The organism is Paenibacillus sp. MY03, assembly GCF_002165585.1.
In the GTDB taxonomy this organism is placed as follows: Bacteria; Bacillota; Bacilli; order Paenibacillales; family Paenibacillaceae; genus Pristimantibacillus; species Pristimantibacillus agaridevorans.
This window is the reverse complement of the sequence record NZ_MXQD01000014.1, coordinates 1-18,581: the sequence shown is the minus strand read 5'-3', so window position 1 is coordinate 18,581 and position 18,581 is coordinate 1. Positions and strand designations below refer to the sequence as shown.

Here is an 18,581-nt window from a genome sequence, read left to right as displayed (position 1 = left end):
AACCTTCTGCATGGGCGATTATAAAGCCAGGAGAGCGAGAAGGAGTGAAGGAAAGGAATGGATAAGGATAAACAAGGCACGATTGCATTGGCGGAAAGGGGTACGGGCGTACGCCGGGGCAGCAAGCCGGGGAGGAGCAAGACGCCCCTGTGGCGGGATATGTTGCGAAGCCCGTTCCTCTATATTATAGCCCTTCCGGGTTTGCTGCTGTATCTGGTATTTTCGTACATTCCGATGTACGGCATTATTATCGCTTTCAAGAAGTTCAACATTCGCGAAGGCATCATGGGCAGCGAGTGGGTAGGCCTCAGCAACTTCACGTTTTTCCTTAAGTCGGGAGACATGGGGCGGATCGTCTACAACACCTTGTTTCTCAATGTGCTGTTTATTACGGCGACAACGTTCTTTGCCGTCCTGACAGCCATGCTGCTGAACGAGTTGCGCAGCAAATATTACAAGCGTGTCTCGCAGTCTATCATTTTTCTACCATTCTTTATGTCATGGGTTGTCGTTAGCATGATGGTAAACGCGATGCTGAGCGGACGGAATCCGACGATGAATGTATGGCTGGAGGCGCTGGGCTTGCCGCCTGTCGACTGGATGTTCAGCCCGGAGCTATGGCCATGGATTCTGACCGTTATTCGGGTCTGGCAAGCGACAGGCTACGGAACGATTATCTATTTGGCAACGATTTCAAGCATCCCGGGCGAAATGTACGAAGCTGCGCGAATCGATGGCGCTTCCCGTCGGCAAATTATGGGCCGCATTACGCTGCCTATGCTCGTTCCGACGATATCGATCCTAACCTTGCTCGCGGTAGGGCGAATTTTCTACGGGGATTTCGGAATGATCTATGCCCTGCTTGGTGACAATCCGATTCTCTATTCGACGACAGATGTCATTGACACTTATGTGTTCCGCGCCTTGCGCACGCTGAATAACTTCGGGATGTCGGCGGCAGTCGGGCTTGCACAATCCGTGATGGGGTTTGTGCTTATTCTCACTGTCAATATGATTGTCAGGCGTGTTTCCAAGGAATCATCATTATTTTAGTAAAGGAGGTGAGTTAGCAAGTGTCAATTAAGGAATCGAGAATGGATCGGCTATTTCTTGTGTGTAGCAACGTATTCATTGGTGTCTTTGCCTTGTTCTGCTTCCTGCCGTTCTGGATGATGCTGATGGGCTCGATTACAAACGAGACGGAGATTCTGTTAAAAGGGTATTCGCTGTTCCCCGAAGCATTCTCACTGGAGGCGTACCGCGTGTTGTTCCGGTCGAGCACCATTCTGCGCGGATATGGCGTAACGAGCTTCATTACCGTCGTCGGTACTGCGCTAGGAGTGGCGATCAGCGCTTTGCTCGCGTATTCGATTGCCAACAAGCGCAATCGGCTGCGCAACCATTTCGCCTTCTTCGTTTATTTTACGATGCTGTTTAATGGCGGGCTGGTCCCCTTCTATATTCTGATCAGCAATTGGTTAAAGCTGTCGGATACGCTGTGGGCTATTATTTTGCCGGCGCTGCTGCAGCCGTTCCTGGTTTTCCTTATGGTCAGCTTTTTCCGTACGCTGCCTGCAGAACTGGAAGATTCGGCGCGGATCGACGGGGCCAATGAACTGAAAACTTTCGCGATTATTATGGTTCCGATCTCCAAGCCAATCATCGCCACTGTCGCGTTGTTCTATGCATTGGCCTATTGGAACGAATGGTTCTACGGCTTGTTGTTTCTCGCAAATGACCAGATGTATCCGTTGCAACTGCTCCTGCGGCGGATGATCTCCAATATGATGGCCGCCCGCAACCTGATTCCTGCCGGAGCAGCGACCGTCAATGTCCCGAGCCTGGGCATCCGGATGGCGATGACGGTCATTACAATCGGGCCGATTATTTTGCTCTATCCGTATATGCAGCGTTATTTTGTGAAGGGATTGACGATTGGGGCAGTGAAAGGTTAGCGTAGCGGCAACAATCTATTCATCTATATTCATTCTGGAGGGGTTGAAAAAATGACAAAGATAACCAAATGGAGAAGTCGAGGCAGGCTGGCAGCGTTAATGCTGGCCATAGTCCTTGTATTTAGCGCATGCAGTAACAACAACGGCGGCCCGAATAATGGCAAGCAGCCGTCGACTGGCGGCACGAATGCCCAGGACGATGGGGGAACAAAGCCGGAGACGCCGTCGCCGCAGGGAGTTGTTGAACTGATTGCGTATTTCCCCGGAGATACGCCGCAGGATTTTGCCCGCGTGCTTGGCGAGGTTAACAAGAAGCTGGAAGCGGACGGCGTAGGGGCGAAGCTGAACATCAGCTTTATCCCGTGGGATGACTACGGCCAAGTGACGCAGCTGCGGGCTACGGCCGGCGAGAAATTCGACATGTTCCTCGAGGCTCAATGGCTGCATATCGAGCCGATGATTGCAGACAAGGCGATCATTCCGCTTGATGAATATGTTGCCAATTCCCCGAATTTGCTGGCGTCCATTCCTGATCTGATGTGGGAGCAGAACAAGTTCTATGATCAAATTTATGGCATTCCGCTCGGCACGACCCAGGGCAACTGGCGCGGCTTCACCATCCGCAAGGATCTGCGCGAGAAGCACGGCTTCCCGGAAATTACGACGGTCGAGCAATTGGAAGCGTTTTTATACTTGATGAAGGAGAAGGAGCCGGCCCTCATTCCATTCGGCATCGACGGGCGTTATGCGAATGACTTGCCTGCGATGTTCGACCCGCATAACTATAGCGGCGAATACCATAATTATGAGCACTTGGGCTCCCAGGTTTCGCTTGATGTGAAGAATAACCGGGTGCTGTCCAACTTCGAGATCGGCTTCTTGCAAGGAGCTATGGAGCGGATCTTCCGATATGTCAATGATGGCATTCTTGACCGCAATTTGCTGCAGGAGCAGAACAGTGTGGAGTTGTTCAACAACGGGCAGTTCGCGGCTACGATCTATGAGGCCACGGGTGTGGAAGGATTAAAATATCTGCCGCTGATGGAGAAGGTGGAAGGCGCCGAGCTGGAATTCATCTTGCTTGAGGCCGAGGGTGTCAAGCCGATCTCTCGCTTCGAGCAGTGGAACTTCCTTGCTGTCCCTGCATCCTCCGAGCATCCGGAGAAGGTAATCGAGGTCATGGATTGGCTGTCAATCAAAGAGAACCACGACTTGCTGGAATACGGCATTGAGGGCGTTCACTGGGAGGCTGTCGGCGAGGACGCTTATCAAGTGATCAAAGGCACTTCCTATGAGTTCCCCGGCTATGTAATGACATGGCGCCCGGATCTGGTCAGAATGCCGAGCCATATGCATCCGGACGACAAAAAATATTTCGAGATGGCTCGCAATGCTGATACCTTCAAGCGTGCGGTCAGCTCGGGCTTCAACCCTGATTTGACGAGCCTCAACACGGAAATCGCCCAATTGAACTCCGTCCTGACGACGCTGAATCAGCCGTTATCGGTCGGATTGCTTGATCCGAAGGAATATTACAGCCAACTGGTAGAGCAAGTGAATGCTGCCGGCATGGATCGAATTGTCGAGGAAATCAGGCAGCAGTACGAGGCATTCACCCAAAAATAATCGAAGGAGTGAAACTATGACTAGAAGGTGGCCAGGCACAAAACCATTGGTCTCATTGGCATTATCTTTCTCTCTCCTTGCAAGTGTAGCCATTCCTGCGGCTGCAAACGGCAACGGAGAACCGGAACTGGCGGGCATCAGCCCGCAGTTCCCTGTCCCGCTTAGCGATACTTTGCAGGATACGGGCCCCGATCAGCGTCGCTGGCTCAGCTTGCCGGAAAGCCGGCTGATCGTCAATCCTTACCGCTTCGGCTATGACCATTTCAATACGAATCCGTATCAATACAGCACAGGCGCACAATTGCCGCTTAATATCGGCTACTATACCGGCCCCGCCGTGTTCGAATTGTCGGATGCCTTGGGGCTCTACTACAAGAAGGATATCCAGGGCTCTTTGTTAACCGCCTTCGAGGAAACCTTTGATGATGTACAGCAGGTTCGTTCCTCCTGGGTGGTGGATTCTAACGTCGACTTGGCTGTTGATAATGGCGCGATGCATATCAGCCTTGCTGGCAGCGGCGGCGACCCATGGGGCGGCATGCGCAAGTCGGTAACAATTGATCTGGATGAATCCCAATATATTGAGATCGACATTCCGAAAGTTGCCGGGGGCGCCTCCTGGTCGTTGAAGCTCAACGACGGCAGCTTGTCGCGTGATATTGAATTGGTCAACAACTTCTCGCAGTCGGGCAAGTATTTGTTCGATATCAAGGAGCAAACCGGCTGGTCGGGCACGAAGACGTTCACCATCATCATCTTTACCGTAAACGGCCGGACGACTGTGGATAATTTGCGCATTCTCGGCGTTGCCGGACAGTTGAAATCAGCCTCTTCCTATACGACGGAGTGGTATCCGCACCAGATCGCCTATTCGGCGGACTATCCGGATGGAGTCTCGGTGGCAGTAGAGGATTTCTTCTACGATACCGATACGGTGACGCGGAAGATGACGTTCTGCGAGCGTCCCGAGCCAGGAGAGGGCAACGGAGGAGGACCGGGAGAGCCGGCGCCAGGCCCGGTAGTCAGCTTCGAAGAACCGTTCGATGATCTGGCTGCGATCGAGCAGAACTGGCGCCCGGACCCGAACGCTAATTTGGCGGTAGACAATGGCGGATTGTTGCTTGGCATCGAGCCTGGCGGCGATCCTTGGGCAGGCATTCGCCGCTCGGTTACAGTCGACCTGGATGAGACGCCATTCATTGAAGTGGATGTGCGCGGCGTGCAGGGCACATGGTCGATTAAGGTCAATGACGGCCAGGCAGTCGACCTGCAGCTCGGCTTAGGCAACGGAAGCGGCAAGCAGCGTTACAATATCTCCGATTTGACTGGCTGGTCCGGCGAGAAAACATTTGAAGTCATACTGTTCACGATCGAGGGATCGACCGCGTTTGACCATTTGAAAATTTTTAACGGTATTGAAGAGCAGCCGCAGGAACCAGGAGAAGAACCGGGGCAGTGGGGGCTGGCGGGAAAAACATTCACGCTCAGCGGGGAATATAGCGGCAGGCTACAATGGAACGATGCGCAACGTACCTTGACCGTGGAAGGCACAGGCTATGCGCTGGCTATTTCCCTCGGCGGCAACTATCCGGTCGAAGCCAAGCGCTATCGTACCCGCCCCGAACTGCTGACGGGGCTAGCCGCCGACACAGCGATTGCCGAAGGTTACTGGAGCCTGGATATTCCGCTCGATGAGCTGGATGGTGCAAGCGAGGCGGTCACCATCGCCTTCTCGCCACAGCGAACCGGCACAGCCCAGGCCACGCAACTGGCGCGCGCGCCATTCGTTCAGGACAATATCGACCTCAAGCATGCTGAGACGGAGCAGTTCTGGAACGATTATTTGCAAAAGGTGCCGCACCCGTACAACTTTGAACTTGAAATCGCAGATACGCTAGGCGTTACGGCAGAGAGGACTTATCTGGATTATTATCGCGCCTGGGTATTCCTCGCAGCTAATATATTGCCGGCGATGCCGGAGGGCGGCTTCCTGTACAGCCAGTTTGCTACCGGCAAACCATCGATGTGGGGAGACGGGGCAGAGGAAGCGAAATATGCGTCATCCTGGGAGAGCTTTCTGGCGATGCAACTCTATGCATTTGTTGATCCGGATTTGGCGTGGGATGGCTACAAGGGGATGATGTCCCTGGTCGATGATGAGGGCATGCTGGGCGGAGAGAGCTTGCCGTCGCGCAAGGCGGAGACCGCGATGATTCTGTACCAACTGACGGGGGATATACAATCGCTGCATGATGTGTATCCGGCACTCAAGCGCTATCTGAACTGGCGCATTGACAACCCGCGCTGGATCTATCTGCCAGCCAACAAGAACAATGTGTATGAGCGCGATGCGGATTTCGTCTTCTCGGGCCTCATCGACCTTGGGCACGCAAGGGACATTGCAACAATCCTCGGCCTAGAGGACGAAGCGGCGGACTGGGAAGCCACCAGGCAACAATTCTATACCGATAGCCTGGAATGGTTCTGGGAGACTCCGACCTCGCTGCCTAATCAATACTATTACTTGGATAGCGAAATTCGCCATGAGGGGACGACGCTCTGGGTTGCTCAGGGGATCTATGTCGACTTGCTGTCGGGCGATTATCTCGCTAGTCTGATGAATCGCTTCTACAACGATTATGATGTGAACAAGTCTTTCGCAGGCATGGGGATGCCGAAATACCCGAATATCAGTTTCCTGATTTACGGTTTCCTGGAGAAAGGTTATCTGGAGGAAGCGCAGCAAGTGCTGGAGGTTTCTATGCGCGATGTCGTGCGCGCCTATGAATTTGCCGAGCAATATGATGTCAGCCATCCGCCGCGTCCGACAGGCGTCCGTCCTTCTGTCTTTGGCGCAGGGATGCTGATTGATACGGTACTGCTTAAGAATGGCTACAAGCTAGATAAGGGCAAGCCGCAGTTTGTCAATATTTTCGGCGCTGATGGCGGTGTCGAAAATCTGATGATTCGCGGGCGGCAGCTTAATCTGGCGCTAGACGGCGAAGGGGAGGCCGTTACACTGACCGGCAGCCTTGTAGGCCAATCACCGCTGGAGCTCGACGCAGCTCTGGGTGATATTGTGGATTACCCGCATGGGCTGCCAGGCGACAACCCGCCGGCGATGCCGATTGCAGTGGCTTACCCTCTGCTGCCGACGAACCAGAATGTCACCGTAGAATTGCTGCCTTCAGCACCGGGGCTGAGTCTGGAATACCGGCTGGCAGGCGAGACGGCATGGACCGCTTATTCTGGTCCGCTCTCCATTAGCGCCAATACAGTCGTGTACGCCCGTGCTGTCGCCAGCGATGGCGGGCGGTCCATGGTAAAGGCGGTTACGATCAATCAGATCGACAGGACTGCCCCGACGGCTACCGTGCACTACAGCACAACTGCCGCCAACGCAACATCTGTTGATGCCTATCTGATCGTCGACGAGCCGGTATCCGTCACGAATAACGGCGGCGCGTTCCGTTATACCTTCACTGCAAACGGGAGCTTCACCTTCCACTTCGCGGATGCCGCAGGCAATGCAGGCAGTGCAACCGCAACCGTCAGCAATATCACTCCGGGTTCAACCGGCGGTCCAGGAGGCGACGGCGGTACGGGTGGTACTGGCGGTACCGGTGGTACAGGCAATGAGAATACGGGTGAGGAAGGCAGCGGGCAGTCCGAGGAGCAAGTGGCCGGCGGCGTAATCAAGCTGAAGGGTACGGCTGTTAGCGAAGATAAACTGGAGCAAGCCTTCGCCGCTGCTGCCAACGGGGTTACGATTCAGGCGCCTGATGGCGAAGACGACATTCTAATCGAGCTTCCAGGCCAATTGCTAAGGCAATTGCAGCAGGAGAGCGGCTTGCCTGTCAGGATCGAGACACCGCTGTTAACGGTAGAGCTGGCGAACGAAGCTTGGCTCGAAGCGTTGGCGGATGGGCAAGAAACGGTGCAAGTTCGGATCGGGAAGGACGGCGATTCCGTCACCATTCAGATGGAAGCGGATGGCGCCTCGCTCGGCGGCAGCAACACCCGCTGGGGATACAAAGCAAGGCTGCCCTACCAGCCAGGGCGGAATAAGAAGTTGCACCAAATTATTGTAACAGAAGGGGACGGCGGCGAGGAGCGGCCAGTCCGCAGCCTCTATGATGGCGAAGAGCAAATCGCGGCGTTTACATTTGACCACCCCGGAAGTTTCCGGGTAGCAGCCCGCTCGGTAAGCTTTAACGATCTGGGCAATGCCGGCTGGGCAGCGGAGAGCATCGAGGCATTGGCTGCACGGGGCATTGTCTCCGGTGTCGGCGGCGGCAACTACAATCCGGCGCGTCTGGTCAATCGCGCCGAGTTTGCCCATCTGCTGGTTGAGTTGTTCCAGCTTGGCGAGGCAGCAGGGGAACAGGCCGCAAGCTTCAGCGATGTGCGCAGCTCGGACTGGTTCGCTGATTCTGTAGCTATTGCCGCGCAGTGGAGCATTGTAGCAGGGAAGCAGGAGGGCAGCTTCGCCCCGCTGGCATCGGTCAGCAGGCAGGATGCCGCAGTCATGATCAGCCGCAGCTTGGCCGCGGTCCAGGCCAAACTGGCAGCGGCCAAGGGCGAGGTAGCGGGGCAATTCCAGGATATGAGCGAAGTAGCGGATTATGCGCAGCAAGCGGTAGAGCAATTGCGGCAAGCCGGGCTGCTCCATGGCAAGCCAGGCGGGCAATTCGCCCCGGGCGAACAGTTGACGCGCGCCCAGGCCGCGGTGCTTTTGTACAACATTTATAAGAGCTTGGAATAGGCAGAGAAGCGAAGAAAGGGAGTGAGCAAGTTGAAAGATGGCCGTTTGCCGCTGGACGGCAATGACTGGACGCTTACCGGATGGTATAGCAACCAATGGCATATGTCGCGGTCGATGGAGCTTAATTTGAGCCTGCTTCCGGTTGTGCCTGCTGTGGCGGCGTCCGTGCCTGGCGATATTCAGCAGGACTTGCTGCGGGCAGGCATTGTGTCCGATCCGAATATCGGGCTGAACAGCCGCGATAACGAGTGGGTGAACAACCGGGAGTGGGTGTTGGAGAAGCGCTTTGCCATGGACGAGGCCTGTCTGGGGCAGCGATGCGAGCTGGTGTTCGAGGGCATTGACTACGCCGGGGAAATTTATCTCAATGGCGAGCGGCTTGCCAGCTTTGAAGGGATGTTCAAACCGGCCAGAATCGACGTCTCCGGCCGGCTGCGCGGCAAAGGCGAGCACACCGGGCATAGCGGGCGGCATGGGAGGAGCGCTGGAGCCGAGGATAGCGATGGTGGCGAGAGTGCGCGTCCCAACCTACTGCAAGTATTCATTGCGCGAACACCCGAGGTCGACGGGCAGGTTGGCTATTCCAGCCGCATCCGTACGTTGAAATCGCGCTACAACTACGCCTGGGACTGGTGCCCGCGCATCGTTTCGTCTGGTATCTGGCGCAGTGTATACCTCGCTGCCCATGGCGATGTGAGCATTGCGGACTTCTATCCACAGGCAGTGCCGGCACAGGAGGGCGGCCCGCGGGAGCGGGCTGCCACCCTCACCTGCTCTGCACAGCTTGATGTGCGGCAGCCTGGGGAGTATACGCTGGCGGCGAGAGTCTATGGCCCGGAAGGGGAAGCCATCGCCGAGCGGCGGACGGCAGCGGAGTTGGGCTACGGCCTGGCCAAGCTGGAGCAGCATCTGGAGCTGGCCAGTGCCAGCCTTTGGTGGCCGGCAGGCTATGGGGAGCAGCCGCTCTATGAGGTGAAGCTGTCCGTATATGATGCGAGCGGTCAGCTATGCGCAGAATCGGAGCGGAAGGTCGGGTTTCGCACCATCGCATGGGAGCAGAACGAAGGAGCGCCCGCGGGCGCCTTGCCGTATACGATAGTTGTGAACGGCAAGCGAATTTTCATGCGCGGGGTCAACTGGGTGCCGATAACGCCGTTTCACGGTGCGATTACTGCACAACAATACGGGCACCAGCTGGGGCAACTGCGGGAAATGAATGCGAACCTGGTACGCGTATGGGGCGGCGCCATTATCGAGAAGCCGGAATTTTATGCCGCCTGCGACCGGCTTGGCCTGCTGGTCTGGCAGGAACTGCTGCAGTCTTCCAGCGGCATTGACAACACCCCGCCCGATGATCCGATGCTGCTGGCAGAGCTGGAGGAGGTGGCGCGCCTGGCGGTCATCGAGAAGCGCTCCCATCCGTCCCTGGCAATCTGGTGCGGGGGCAATGAACTGATGATGGAGGGCTTCGTGCCGATCGACGAGCGCCATTCGAACATTCGCATGCTGAAGCGCGTAGTCGAGGAGCTCGACAGCGGCCGCCGCTTCCTGCCCGCCAGCGCCTCGGGTCCGACATTCACGGCTGAGTTCGGCAATTTCGGCAAAGGGCTGCATCATGATGTACACGGTCCATGGCTGTATCTGGGCGAGGGAACCCATTATGACTACTACAATCAGGATGACGCCCTGATTCGCACCGAGACGGGCACGCCAGGCATCCTGCAAGCGCAGCGGATGCGGCGGCTTGCAGGGCAGCATCAGCCCTGGCCGCCTACCGCCTCCAACCCGCTCTGGCTCCATCGCGGGGCATGGTGGATCCAGTGGGAGCAACTGGGGTCGCTGTTCGGTCCCTGGGACGAGAAGCAGGATGAGCTGGAGGGGTATGCCCTTGCCAGCCGCTACATCCAGGCGGAGTCGCTGCGCTATGCGATCGAGTCCGTGCGCAGGCGCGAGCCGGAGAGCTCGGGGTTCCTGATCTGGATGGGCAACGAGCCTTACCCGAATTTCGCGAATACTTCCGTGCTGGAATACGGCGGCATTCCGAAGCCGGCCTATTATGCGGTGCAGCGGGCGTTCTCGCCGCTGTTCCTGTCCGCGAAGTATGGCAAGCTTGGCTACCGGAGCGGGGAGACGTTCGTTGCAGAGGTATTTTTGCATAATGAGCATTTGGCAGCGGGCGACTATAAGGTTAGCGTGCGGCTTATTGGGCTGGGCGGTGACGTGCTGCATGAAGCCGGCGCGGAGGTGGCACAGGCTGATGCTGCCGCCGGTGTCCATCAGGTGTGTCGCGTTCAGGCCGCAATGCCATCTGTCCAGTCGAATGCATTCCTGCTGCGGCTGGAGCTTGAGCGGGATGGCTTAGCGATACCCGGGGCAGGCAATACGTATCTGTTTACAGTCGATGCCGATTACCCGCTTGCGCCGCTGCGCGAGCTGCGTGGAACACAGGTGGAGCTTCGCAGTCGCGATGCTCATACGCTTGTGGTGCGCAACACAGGAGAGGAAGCGGCGATCGGGGTATGGCTCACGCATACCGGCGAAGGCGATGCGGCAGCATTCTATCCGAACCACCTTGTGCTGGCGCCAGGGGAAGAAGTGCTGGTGGCGTGCTCGGCGGAAATGTCCGCGGGTGATGTGCAATTGGAAGGGTTTAATATAAAAGCGGAATGTGGATAACATTCGCACGATGTGGTACCGGCTGCACATCTTTTGCATAGGAGGAACTATTGTTGACGAACACGACAACTACAAATAATGCGCACGCCAGTAAGGCGATTACGAGCCGGGCGCGCACGAGCCTCAATGGCACCTGGCAGTTCTTCCCGGATGTCGCTGGCGAAGCTACCCTGATCCGCTACGATTCTGGGGATGCCAATTTCTCCGCGATTATCGGGCTCCAGCAAGAAACCGGCATACCCCGCTATGCCCGCATGAGGCTGGACATCCCTGTTTCCGCGGCCGGCCAGATTCGCTATGCCAAGCTGTTGGCCCATTTGCATGTAGGAGACCGCCTTGCCCAAGCCGAAGGCGCGGACGGCTATTATGTGCTGGTCAAAGTTAATACCGGACAATGGCATGCGGTCGACCTCGCGCCTTATATGAACAATGGCGATCACTGGGTGGAACTGCCGGTCGTGAATGAGGACTTGGTTTGCGGAACCAACGAAATCATGTTCAGCTCGACCGTTGCCAGCTCAGGCCGCCGCTCCCCCCGCTCGCTCGACTTGCTGGGATCAGGCCCGGCGGCAAACGGGGCGCGCGCCTGCACAAGCCAGGACGGCGTAGCCTGGGAGCCTGTGGCAGACGGTAACTGGCGTGTACGGCTGCAATATTCCACCCAGGCATACGCCTCTTGGCAGCCAATCGAGGTTCCCGGCGTATGGGAAGGCCATTTTACGTATGAGCATGTGAACAACAAATTCGTCCAAGCCAAAATCAACGGCCATGAATGGCTTACCTGCTCGCTGAACGCCGTTGTTGGCGAAGAGCGTTGCTGGCTGGAATTCACCGTGCCCGCCAGCTATCTTAAGGCAGGCGCCAATACGGTCGTTCTCGACTCCACCATTGCCAATACCGGCAATCTCGCGCCCGGATCGCTGGATTTGCTCGCCAGCGCCCATCCGTCAGGCCGGCATAGCTATGTTTCCCACGACCTGGAAACCTGGGATTTGCTCCCCGACCGGAACTGGCATATGCGGCTGCTCGTGCAATCCGCTTCTACTATGCAATGGCAGGAGTACAAGCATGATGACGGCAACTGCGATTTAAGCACTGTCATCGGTCTCTATACCCCGAACCAGAAAAAATACTATGAACGCACCGACTTCGAGCTGGAGGAAGCTGCCCTTGCCGATATTGCCGCCGCCAAGCTGGTGATTGAGGTCCATCTCGGCTCCGAGCTGGCATCCAGCTACACGGACAGCTTGCGGTTCGATGGCGTAGGCTGGTATCGGACCGCGCTGCCTTCGGCAGCATTGGCGGAAGGCGCCATCCAATGGCTGCACTGCGACGCTGCCGATTATCGGACAGAGGCTTGGTTGAACGGCTATTTTATCGGAAGCCATGAAGGCGGTTACACCCCTTTTCGCTTTCAGCTGCCTCCGTCCGTTGTTGATGCTGGCGGAACCAATGAGCTTGTCATGCGCGTAACCGACCAGTATGACCCGCGGACCGGAGACGGGCATGGGCATATTCCGATCAAGGAAACGCCAGCCGGCTTCTTGCAGGACTCGATTGGCCTGAATTACGGGGGCTTGTGGCAGGACGTATACGTGGAAGCGACAGCGCCTCTGTACATGGAGCATTTATTTATGAATCCGGATATCGGCAACGACCGGGCGGAGGCTATCGTTACCCTATGCAACAAGCAAGCCTCGCCTGCCGCGGTCGCCATTGAAGCGGAAGTGGCGGCGCGGGGCGAGGAACAAGTTGTAGGGACCAGCCGTTGCGAGCTGCTGCTGTTGCCCGGCGAACGGCGCACCGTCACCCTTCTCGTGCCGATGGAGAAGCCGCGGCTGTGGTCGCCTGCCCAACCTTTTCTGTATACAGCCACTGTAACGCTCATGAGCAACGGCCATGCGGTCGATTGGCAGTCCACCGATTTTGGCATGCGTGAAGTGCGCGTATCCGGCTATCAGGTGCTGGTGAACGGGATCCCCGTACAACTGACCGGCATGCTGCATTGGGGCCTTTATTGGGAGACTATTGCCGAGAAGCCAACCGTCCAACAGGTCCGGACTGAAATCGCCGATCTGAAGGCGGCCGGCTTTAATGCGATCAAGTTTTGCCTGTTCGATCCGCCGGACTACGTGCTGGATGAGCTGGACCGGCTCGGCATGTATGCCTATGTTGAATACCCGATCTGGAACCCGGTGCCGACACCGGCATTCTTTACGCGAGTCAGGCGGCATATTCCCGAAATGCTGATCAAGGACCGCAACCATCCCTCTGTAATTATGACGGATTTTAACTGCGAGATGCACACGTATACACCTGAAATAGATGCTTTGATGGCGGAAATGTACCAGTTGGGCAAAAAAATCGCCCCAAACCGGCTTTATTTGGACAACAGCACCACTGGCGTGACGCTTTATGGCGACTTCTACGCCACGCATCCCTATAATCAGCTTAACAAGTTCGATGCGGTCATTCGGGAATGGGTGCGCATGCGAGGGGAGCAGGGTGTCAAGCCGCTGATTCTGGGGGAATATGCCGATACGGACACCATTCGCGACACCGAGGCAATCAAGGCAAGCCATGGCGGGCAGCTTCCCTGGTGGTGGTCCCTGTTCCAGACCAACGATCCGAACGCGATTCTGGAGCAGCAGGGCTTCAGTTCGGCACAGATCCGGCGCTTCCGCGAGAGTTCCCGAGCCAATGCGCTGATGGCCAAAAAACATTACATCGAAGCCTCCAGGCTCAGCCCGAACGTCGCGGCGCTCTTCATAACCCATATTCGCGATATTCCCCAGACCCAGGCGGGCTTCTACGATGATAATATGCAGCTGAAATATGCGCCCCTGCAATGGCGAGAATCGACGGCGGAAACGGTGCTGCTGCTCGACCGCCACACCCACAATGTATGGAACGGCTCCCACTTCACAGGCACGCCGCATCTGAGCCATTACAACGGCCTCGACCTGGAGCATGCGACGCTGGAATGGCAGCTTCTCTCCAAGGGCGGCGGACAGATGCAGGCTGCGAGTGCGGAGACGGGGGCGGGCGCTGTGGAGGCGATCCGAGCGGATGCTGCGGCTGGCAGTGCGCAGGTTACCGTCGCGTCCGGAATTTGTCTATGCGAGTTTCCTTTGCTGAACGGGAATGTATATGCACTGCCCGCCCTCTCCATTGCCTTGCCGGAACGGGGAGAGCCTGTGCAATACACGCTGCGGCTGTCGCTGCGGGCATCGACGGCCGGCGGAAGGAATTCCAGCGACACGCCGGGCATGACCGATCATATTTTTACCAACGAGTGGCCAATATGGGGCTATCCGAACGAGCCGCTGCCAAATGCCTCAGCCTATGAACAGCCTGGTCAAGCCAAGCTGGCGGTGCAGGCGCATGATCCTGGCGATGAGCTGCAGCTGCACAATCGTTATCCTTGGATAACCGCCTGGAATCCTGGCGCGGGCGAGCAGTTGGGGCAGCACCCGGATTTAATCGTGGCAACTGCATGGGCGCCGGGGCTCGACGCTTATCTGGCAGAGGGCGGAAGCGTGCTCTATGCCGGCCATGAGGGCGGACCGATTGCAGCGACTAATGCTACCTTCAACGTCTGGTCTTTCGTCGCCATTCCCGAACCCGCGCATCCCGCATTGGCAAATTTCCCTCACGAAGGTTATGCGGGGCAGCAATTTTGGGAATTGGCGGCAACCCATGCGCTTGACTATTGCAGCTACTTTGAACAACGGAATGCCGCTCCCCAGACGCCGGCCGTTCTGCGCATAGAGCCGCGCAGCTACCATGCCTCCTCCTGCTTGTCCGAATTTCCGGTCGGGGACAGGGGCGGCAGCCTGCTGCAAACGACGTTGCGCCTGAGCAGCACGGCTTCCAGCAACGAACCGAATATTGTCAATTACTTTGCTCTGTTCCATGATGCTTACGAGAATGTCGCCGGGCTCTACTTGCTGGACCAGCTCATTCGCTATAAGCTGGGCAAGCTGTGCGATGGGAGCAAGGGGGGCGACGAGGGCAAGTTGGAGAGCGAAGGCAACGGTATAAGCAATGGTAGCGGGGAAAAATGAAGTATGCTTGTCTGTTCGTCTCCTTGCGATTAGATCAAGTCACCCTAATGGCGTGTACATTTTTATTGCCATGAGGGCCATGATATCCGATCTGATTAAAAATCAAGGATCAAGGGGCTGTCCAATAAGTCTCAAAAATAAATAGTTGAAGTTTGAGGACGCTCCATATTCTTATTGATGTAACATTCTTGCAGGTGAAATCGGGGTTATTTTAATTGAGAATTGTTATCAATTATTGTATAGTAGATAGTAACGAACCCTATTTTATAAGTTAGGAGACTGTATGGTGCATATATACTGGACTAAAATAAATAAAATTGTTGAAGAGACGCCCGAGGTTAAAACATATCTGCTCGACTGTCCGCAAGACTTTACATGGGAAGAGGGTTCTCACACCCACTTCGCACTGAAAGGTTTTAATGCCGGAGATAAACCAAATCGCAGCCTAATTCGCCATATGTCAATCTCCACTTTACCATACGAAAATGCAATTGGAATCACAACCCGAATTAGAGAGCAGTGTTCCGAGTTTAAAACCATTCTAAGAGGTCTTGAAGTCGGCAATGAAGTTGCAATATTTAAAACTCATTCCAATGTGCCGCTTAAAAGAGAAAACAAAAATGTTTATTTGCTGTCATCAGGCGTCGGCCTTGCAACCTTTAGACCTCTTGTACTTGACTATTTCGAACATGCGGACAATGTTAATCAAATTCATTCTCTGAACATAGATTCTTCGAAAGAATACTTGTTCACTGCTATTTTTGAATCAGCACCTGACAAGAAGTTCACAGCACATTTCGTAGATAATCGCAAAGACTACTACGATGAAGTGAAAAATCTTGCTGCCGACAAGGAGGGACTGTTCTATGTTGTGGGCAGTGACGAATTCCTTGTGCAAAATATTGAAGTATTGCGCGAGCAAGGTATAAAGGCCGAACAAATCATGCTCGACAAACATGAACGTCAACTTCCCGATTTTTTAACATTTTAATGATTAGTTAAAACAGGACAATTTCATTGCCTAAAAAATGTAGGGGGCTATCCAGAAAGTCAGTGAAAACTGACCTCTGGACGCCCCCCGTTTTGTTCCTTATTTAGTTTTAGGACTTGCGTTTCTGCCGCTCACGAATGGCCGCTGTTATTCAGAAGGATTGTAGTTCCGGATGTCGCTTAGTCAATCCGTTGTAAGTCAATGATCATGCTGCCGCAATCCGGAATATCTAATCCAATTAAGTAGCATTAATTTGTTTGTAGCAGGTTGTCGATATCTTCGATCTGCATATTATCGTATCCTATAGAAAGGGTGCTTTTTAATTAAATAGCGATTGTTTCTTGGCCTGTGTGATAGAATATTGTTATTCTTACATTTCAAAAGCTCTTTGGTTGTCTCAGAAGGGTCTTGAATGGCCCGAAAGAGAGCAATTACATCGATGTACTACATGTTATCTTCGATATGGGACTTGAGAATTACAAACAAAACGTATTGATCCGGATAGATCGTACGAACTTCTTGCCATTTAATTGTTATCACATTACAGATAGGACTAGGACGGGACATATTCATGTGGGCAGATTTGGCTGCGTTTATAAAAGCAAATACAACAGAGACTCTTTTAATTTCGATCATTGGCACGATATTGATCTGGATGTACAAGCAGTTTAAAGGCATGATCGATCGTGAAGAGCAGGACAAGTTGGCGACCGTTCAGCTGAAAATGGGACTGTTTACAAAGCTTGAATTAGCCATTGCGAGTGTGATTCATCTGAAGAATGAGGAGAGCAAGCGGCATATGTATACACTGCTGGGGGAATGCGGTCCCTACCTGACAAAGATGCAGCGCACCGTAGTTCGAGATTATTATAAGCATCTCGACTCGGCATTTCTGCACTCTCTTCAGGTTTTGACTGTGAATGAAGTGGATAAGCTCACTCGGCAGTTGGAATCGATGATGGAGTACAAAGATAATGGCGAATGGTTGAATTACATAAAAAGGCTATATGCTCCGCTATGGCCTATATTGTTAATTGGTATACTTGTCTTGTATATCGTGTTTATTATAAAGCTAGTCAGACAAGGAGGAAACTTATGGGTTCAGTTTAATATTTCTCTTTTTGGAATCACATTGTTTGTTGCTGCAACGTTCGTCTTCAGTGCTATCTTTTTTCTTATCAGACGTGAAATGGGTAAACAAGGGGCAAGACGTTGGGGTGCTATAATTCTGGTCATTTTTTCCCCGCTTTTAATTTTCATGTTCAATCGTTTTGATGTGTCTATTGTGGTGATCATCATTCAAGCCTTATCGATTGCATTTATATCATTCAGTAACCGACCAGTGGAGATTGTTAAGATATAAGAAAATGACACCCGGTTGCCCTCAAGTGGCTGTTGACTTATCTAATAATCCCATTAAAGAGAAAATCCTTGTTTTTCATTCCTATATTACGTTCAGGTATACAAGCAGTGAAACTACTTGAGATCAAACGTGATATGAGAACGCGTTGATCGATTTAAATACACATTTACTTATTTTGAAAACCTCAAGCGCATGTCCGCTTGAGGTTTTCAATTTTTATGCCGAATAAAGTTCTTTTTGCTCTTTATATAGTGGTGATAGGTCTTGATGCCTCTAGGAAATGATACAACCCCTAGACTTGTGAACAACAGGTTGAAAAATCTAACAGACACTAGTGACTCTATTTGTCCGATTTTTAACCTCAAACAAATCTAACGGAAACGTTCTACTTTCGCTAACGGACCTTAGGAGGCTGTCTATTCATTGTGAAAAACTGAAATTCCATAGTCCATCCCCCCCGAACCCAGGTATAATGGAAGATATACTTGGGCCGGGGGTTTGTGCTGTGTTGAATAGACGTGTGCGTTACAAAGAGTTCGATCAAATGTCTTTTGCAGATATGATGGTATACTCCAAGCTTCCTGAGCATCCTTTTTGGAGTCACTTAGAGAAGAAGATAGACTTTTCTTTTGCAGATTCATTGTGCTCCGTGCTCTACTCGGGGCGCGGACAGCACCCGTATGCGCCTTCACTGAAGCTTAAAGTCCATCTCATTCAGATATACTACGGTCTTTCCGACCGCCAGGTGGAAGAGCGCATAATTAGCGACTTGTTCATTAAGCGTTTCTTAGGCTTGCCCGTCGACTTCTTTGGGTTTGATCACAGTACGATTGGCTTGGACCGCTCACGTATGGGAACCGCCATGTTTAAAGCCTGCCACTTCTACATTCTTGCCCAAATGTACAGCCATGGCCTTTGGGGCGATCACTCGGAGAAATGGATCATCGACTCGTTTGCCTCAAATCCCGCACTCTCGAAGCCGCGCACCTATCGCTTGATTCAACATGCTATGATCCGGGTCCTTCAACATTTAAAACGTAGCCATCGTGCGATATACCAACTCGCACTCGCTTCGGTTGAGACCGATGGACTCTACGCTCGTACCTCCGTACAACCATCTACTGCTGGTCACATGCTC

At 53.9% G+C, this 18,581-nt stretch carries 9 protein-coding genes; all 9 read left to right on the top strand.

All coding sequences use genetic code 11. The annotated features are described in order from the left end of the window. Positions 1-57: 57 nt before the first annotated feature. Positions 58-1,053, top strand: a complete 996-nt coding sequence (locus tag B1748_RS15865; RefSeq protein ID WP_087568909.1) for an ABC transporter permease — start codon at positions 58-60, stop codon at positions 1,051-1,053. Between the two features lie 20 nt (positions 1,054-1,073). After that, positions 1,074-1,955, top strand: coding sequence for a carbohydrate ABC transporter permease (locus tag B1748_RS15860; RefSeq protein WP_256975706.1), 882 nt, complete (start codon positions 1,074-1,076; stop codon positions 1,953-1,955). A gap of 51 nt (positions 1,956-2,006) precedes the next feature. Then, entirely contained in the window at positions 2,007-3,581 is a 1,575-nt protein-coding gene (locus B1748_RS15855) for an extracellular solute-binding protein (protein WP_087568907.1), read from the top strand. Positions 3,582-3,597: 16 nt separating this feature from the next. Beyond that, complete coding sequence (locus B1748_RS15850; protein WP_143810307.1) at positions 3,598-8,346, top strand: S-layer homology domain-containing protein; 4,749 nt, start codon at positions 3,598-3,600, stop codon at positions 8,344-8,346. A 21-nt stretch (positions 8,347-8,367) separates the two neighbouring features. Next, entirely contained in the window at positions 8,368-11,022 is a 2,655-nt protein-coding gene (locus B1748_RS15845; protein WP_143810306.1) for a glycoside hydrolase family 2 protein, read from the top strand. A gap of 53 nt (positions 11,023-11,075) precedes the next feature. Next, positions 11,076-15,089 (top strand): glycoside hydrolase family 2 protein, encoded by a 4,014-nt coding sequence (locus B1748_RS15840; RefSeq protein ID WP_087568904.1) that lies wholly within the window; start codon positions 11,076-11,078, stop codon positions 15,087-15,089. Positions 15,090-15,375: 286 nt separating this feature from the next. Next, positions 15,376-16,080: a ferredoxin reductase domain-containing protein gene (locus B1748_RS15835; RefSeq protein ID WP_087569047.1), complete on the top strand. Its 705-nt coding sequence runs from the start codon at positions 15,376-15,378 to the stop codon at positions 16,078-16,080. 571 nt (positions 16,081-16,651) lie between these two features. After that, positions 16,652-17,443 (top strand): hypothetical protein, encoded by a 792-nt coding sequence (locus B1748_RS15825; RefSeq protein ID WP_087568903.1) that lies wholly within the window; start codon positions 16,652-16,654, stop codon positions 17,441-17,443. Between the two features lie 505 nt (positions 17,444-17,948). Next, positions 17,949-18,581: transposase (locus B1748_RS15820; RefSeq protein WP_256975705.1), on the top strand; the 633-nt coding region annotated here is incomplete at its 3' end.

Coding starts and splice junctions, on each gene's coding strand:
- B1748_RS15865 (WP_087568909.1), top strand. CDS start 58: ATGGATAAGGATAAACAAGGCACGATTGCATTGGCGGAAAGGGGTACG.
- B1748_RS15855 (WP_087568907.1), top strand. CDS start 2,007: ATGACAAAGATAACCAAATGGAGAAGTCGAGGCAGGCTGGCAGCGTTA.
- B1748_RS15850 (WP_143810307.1), top strand. CDS start 3,598: ATGACTAGAAGGTGGCCAGGCACAAAACCATTGGTCTCATTGGCATTA.
- B1748_RS15825 (WP_087568903.1), top strand. CDS start 16,652: ATGTGGGCAGATTTGGCTGCGTTTATAAAAGCAAATACAACAGAGACT.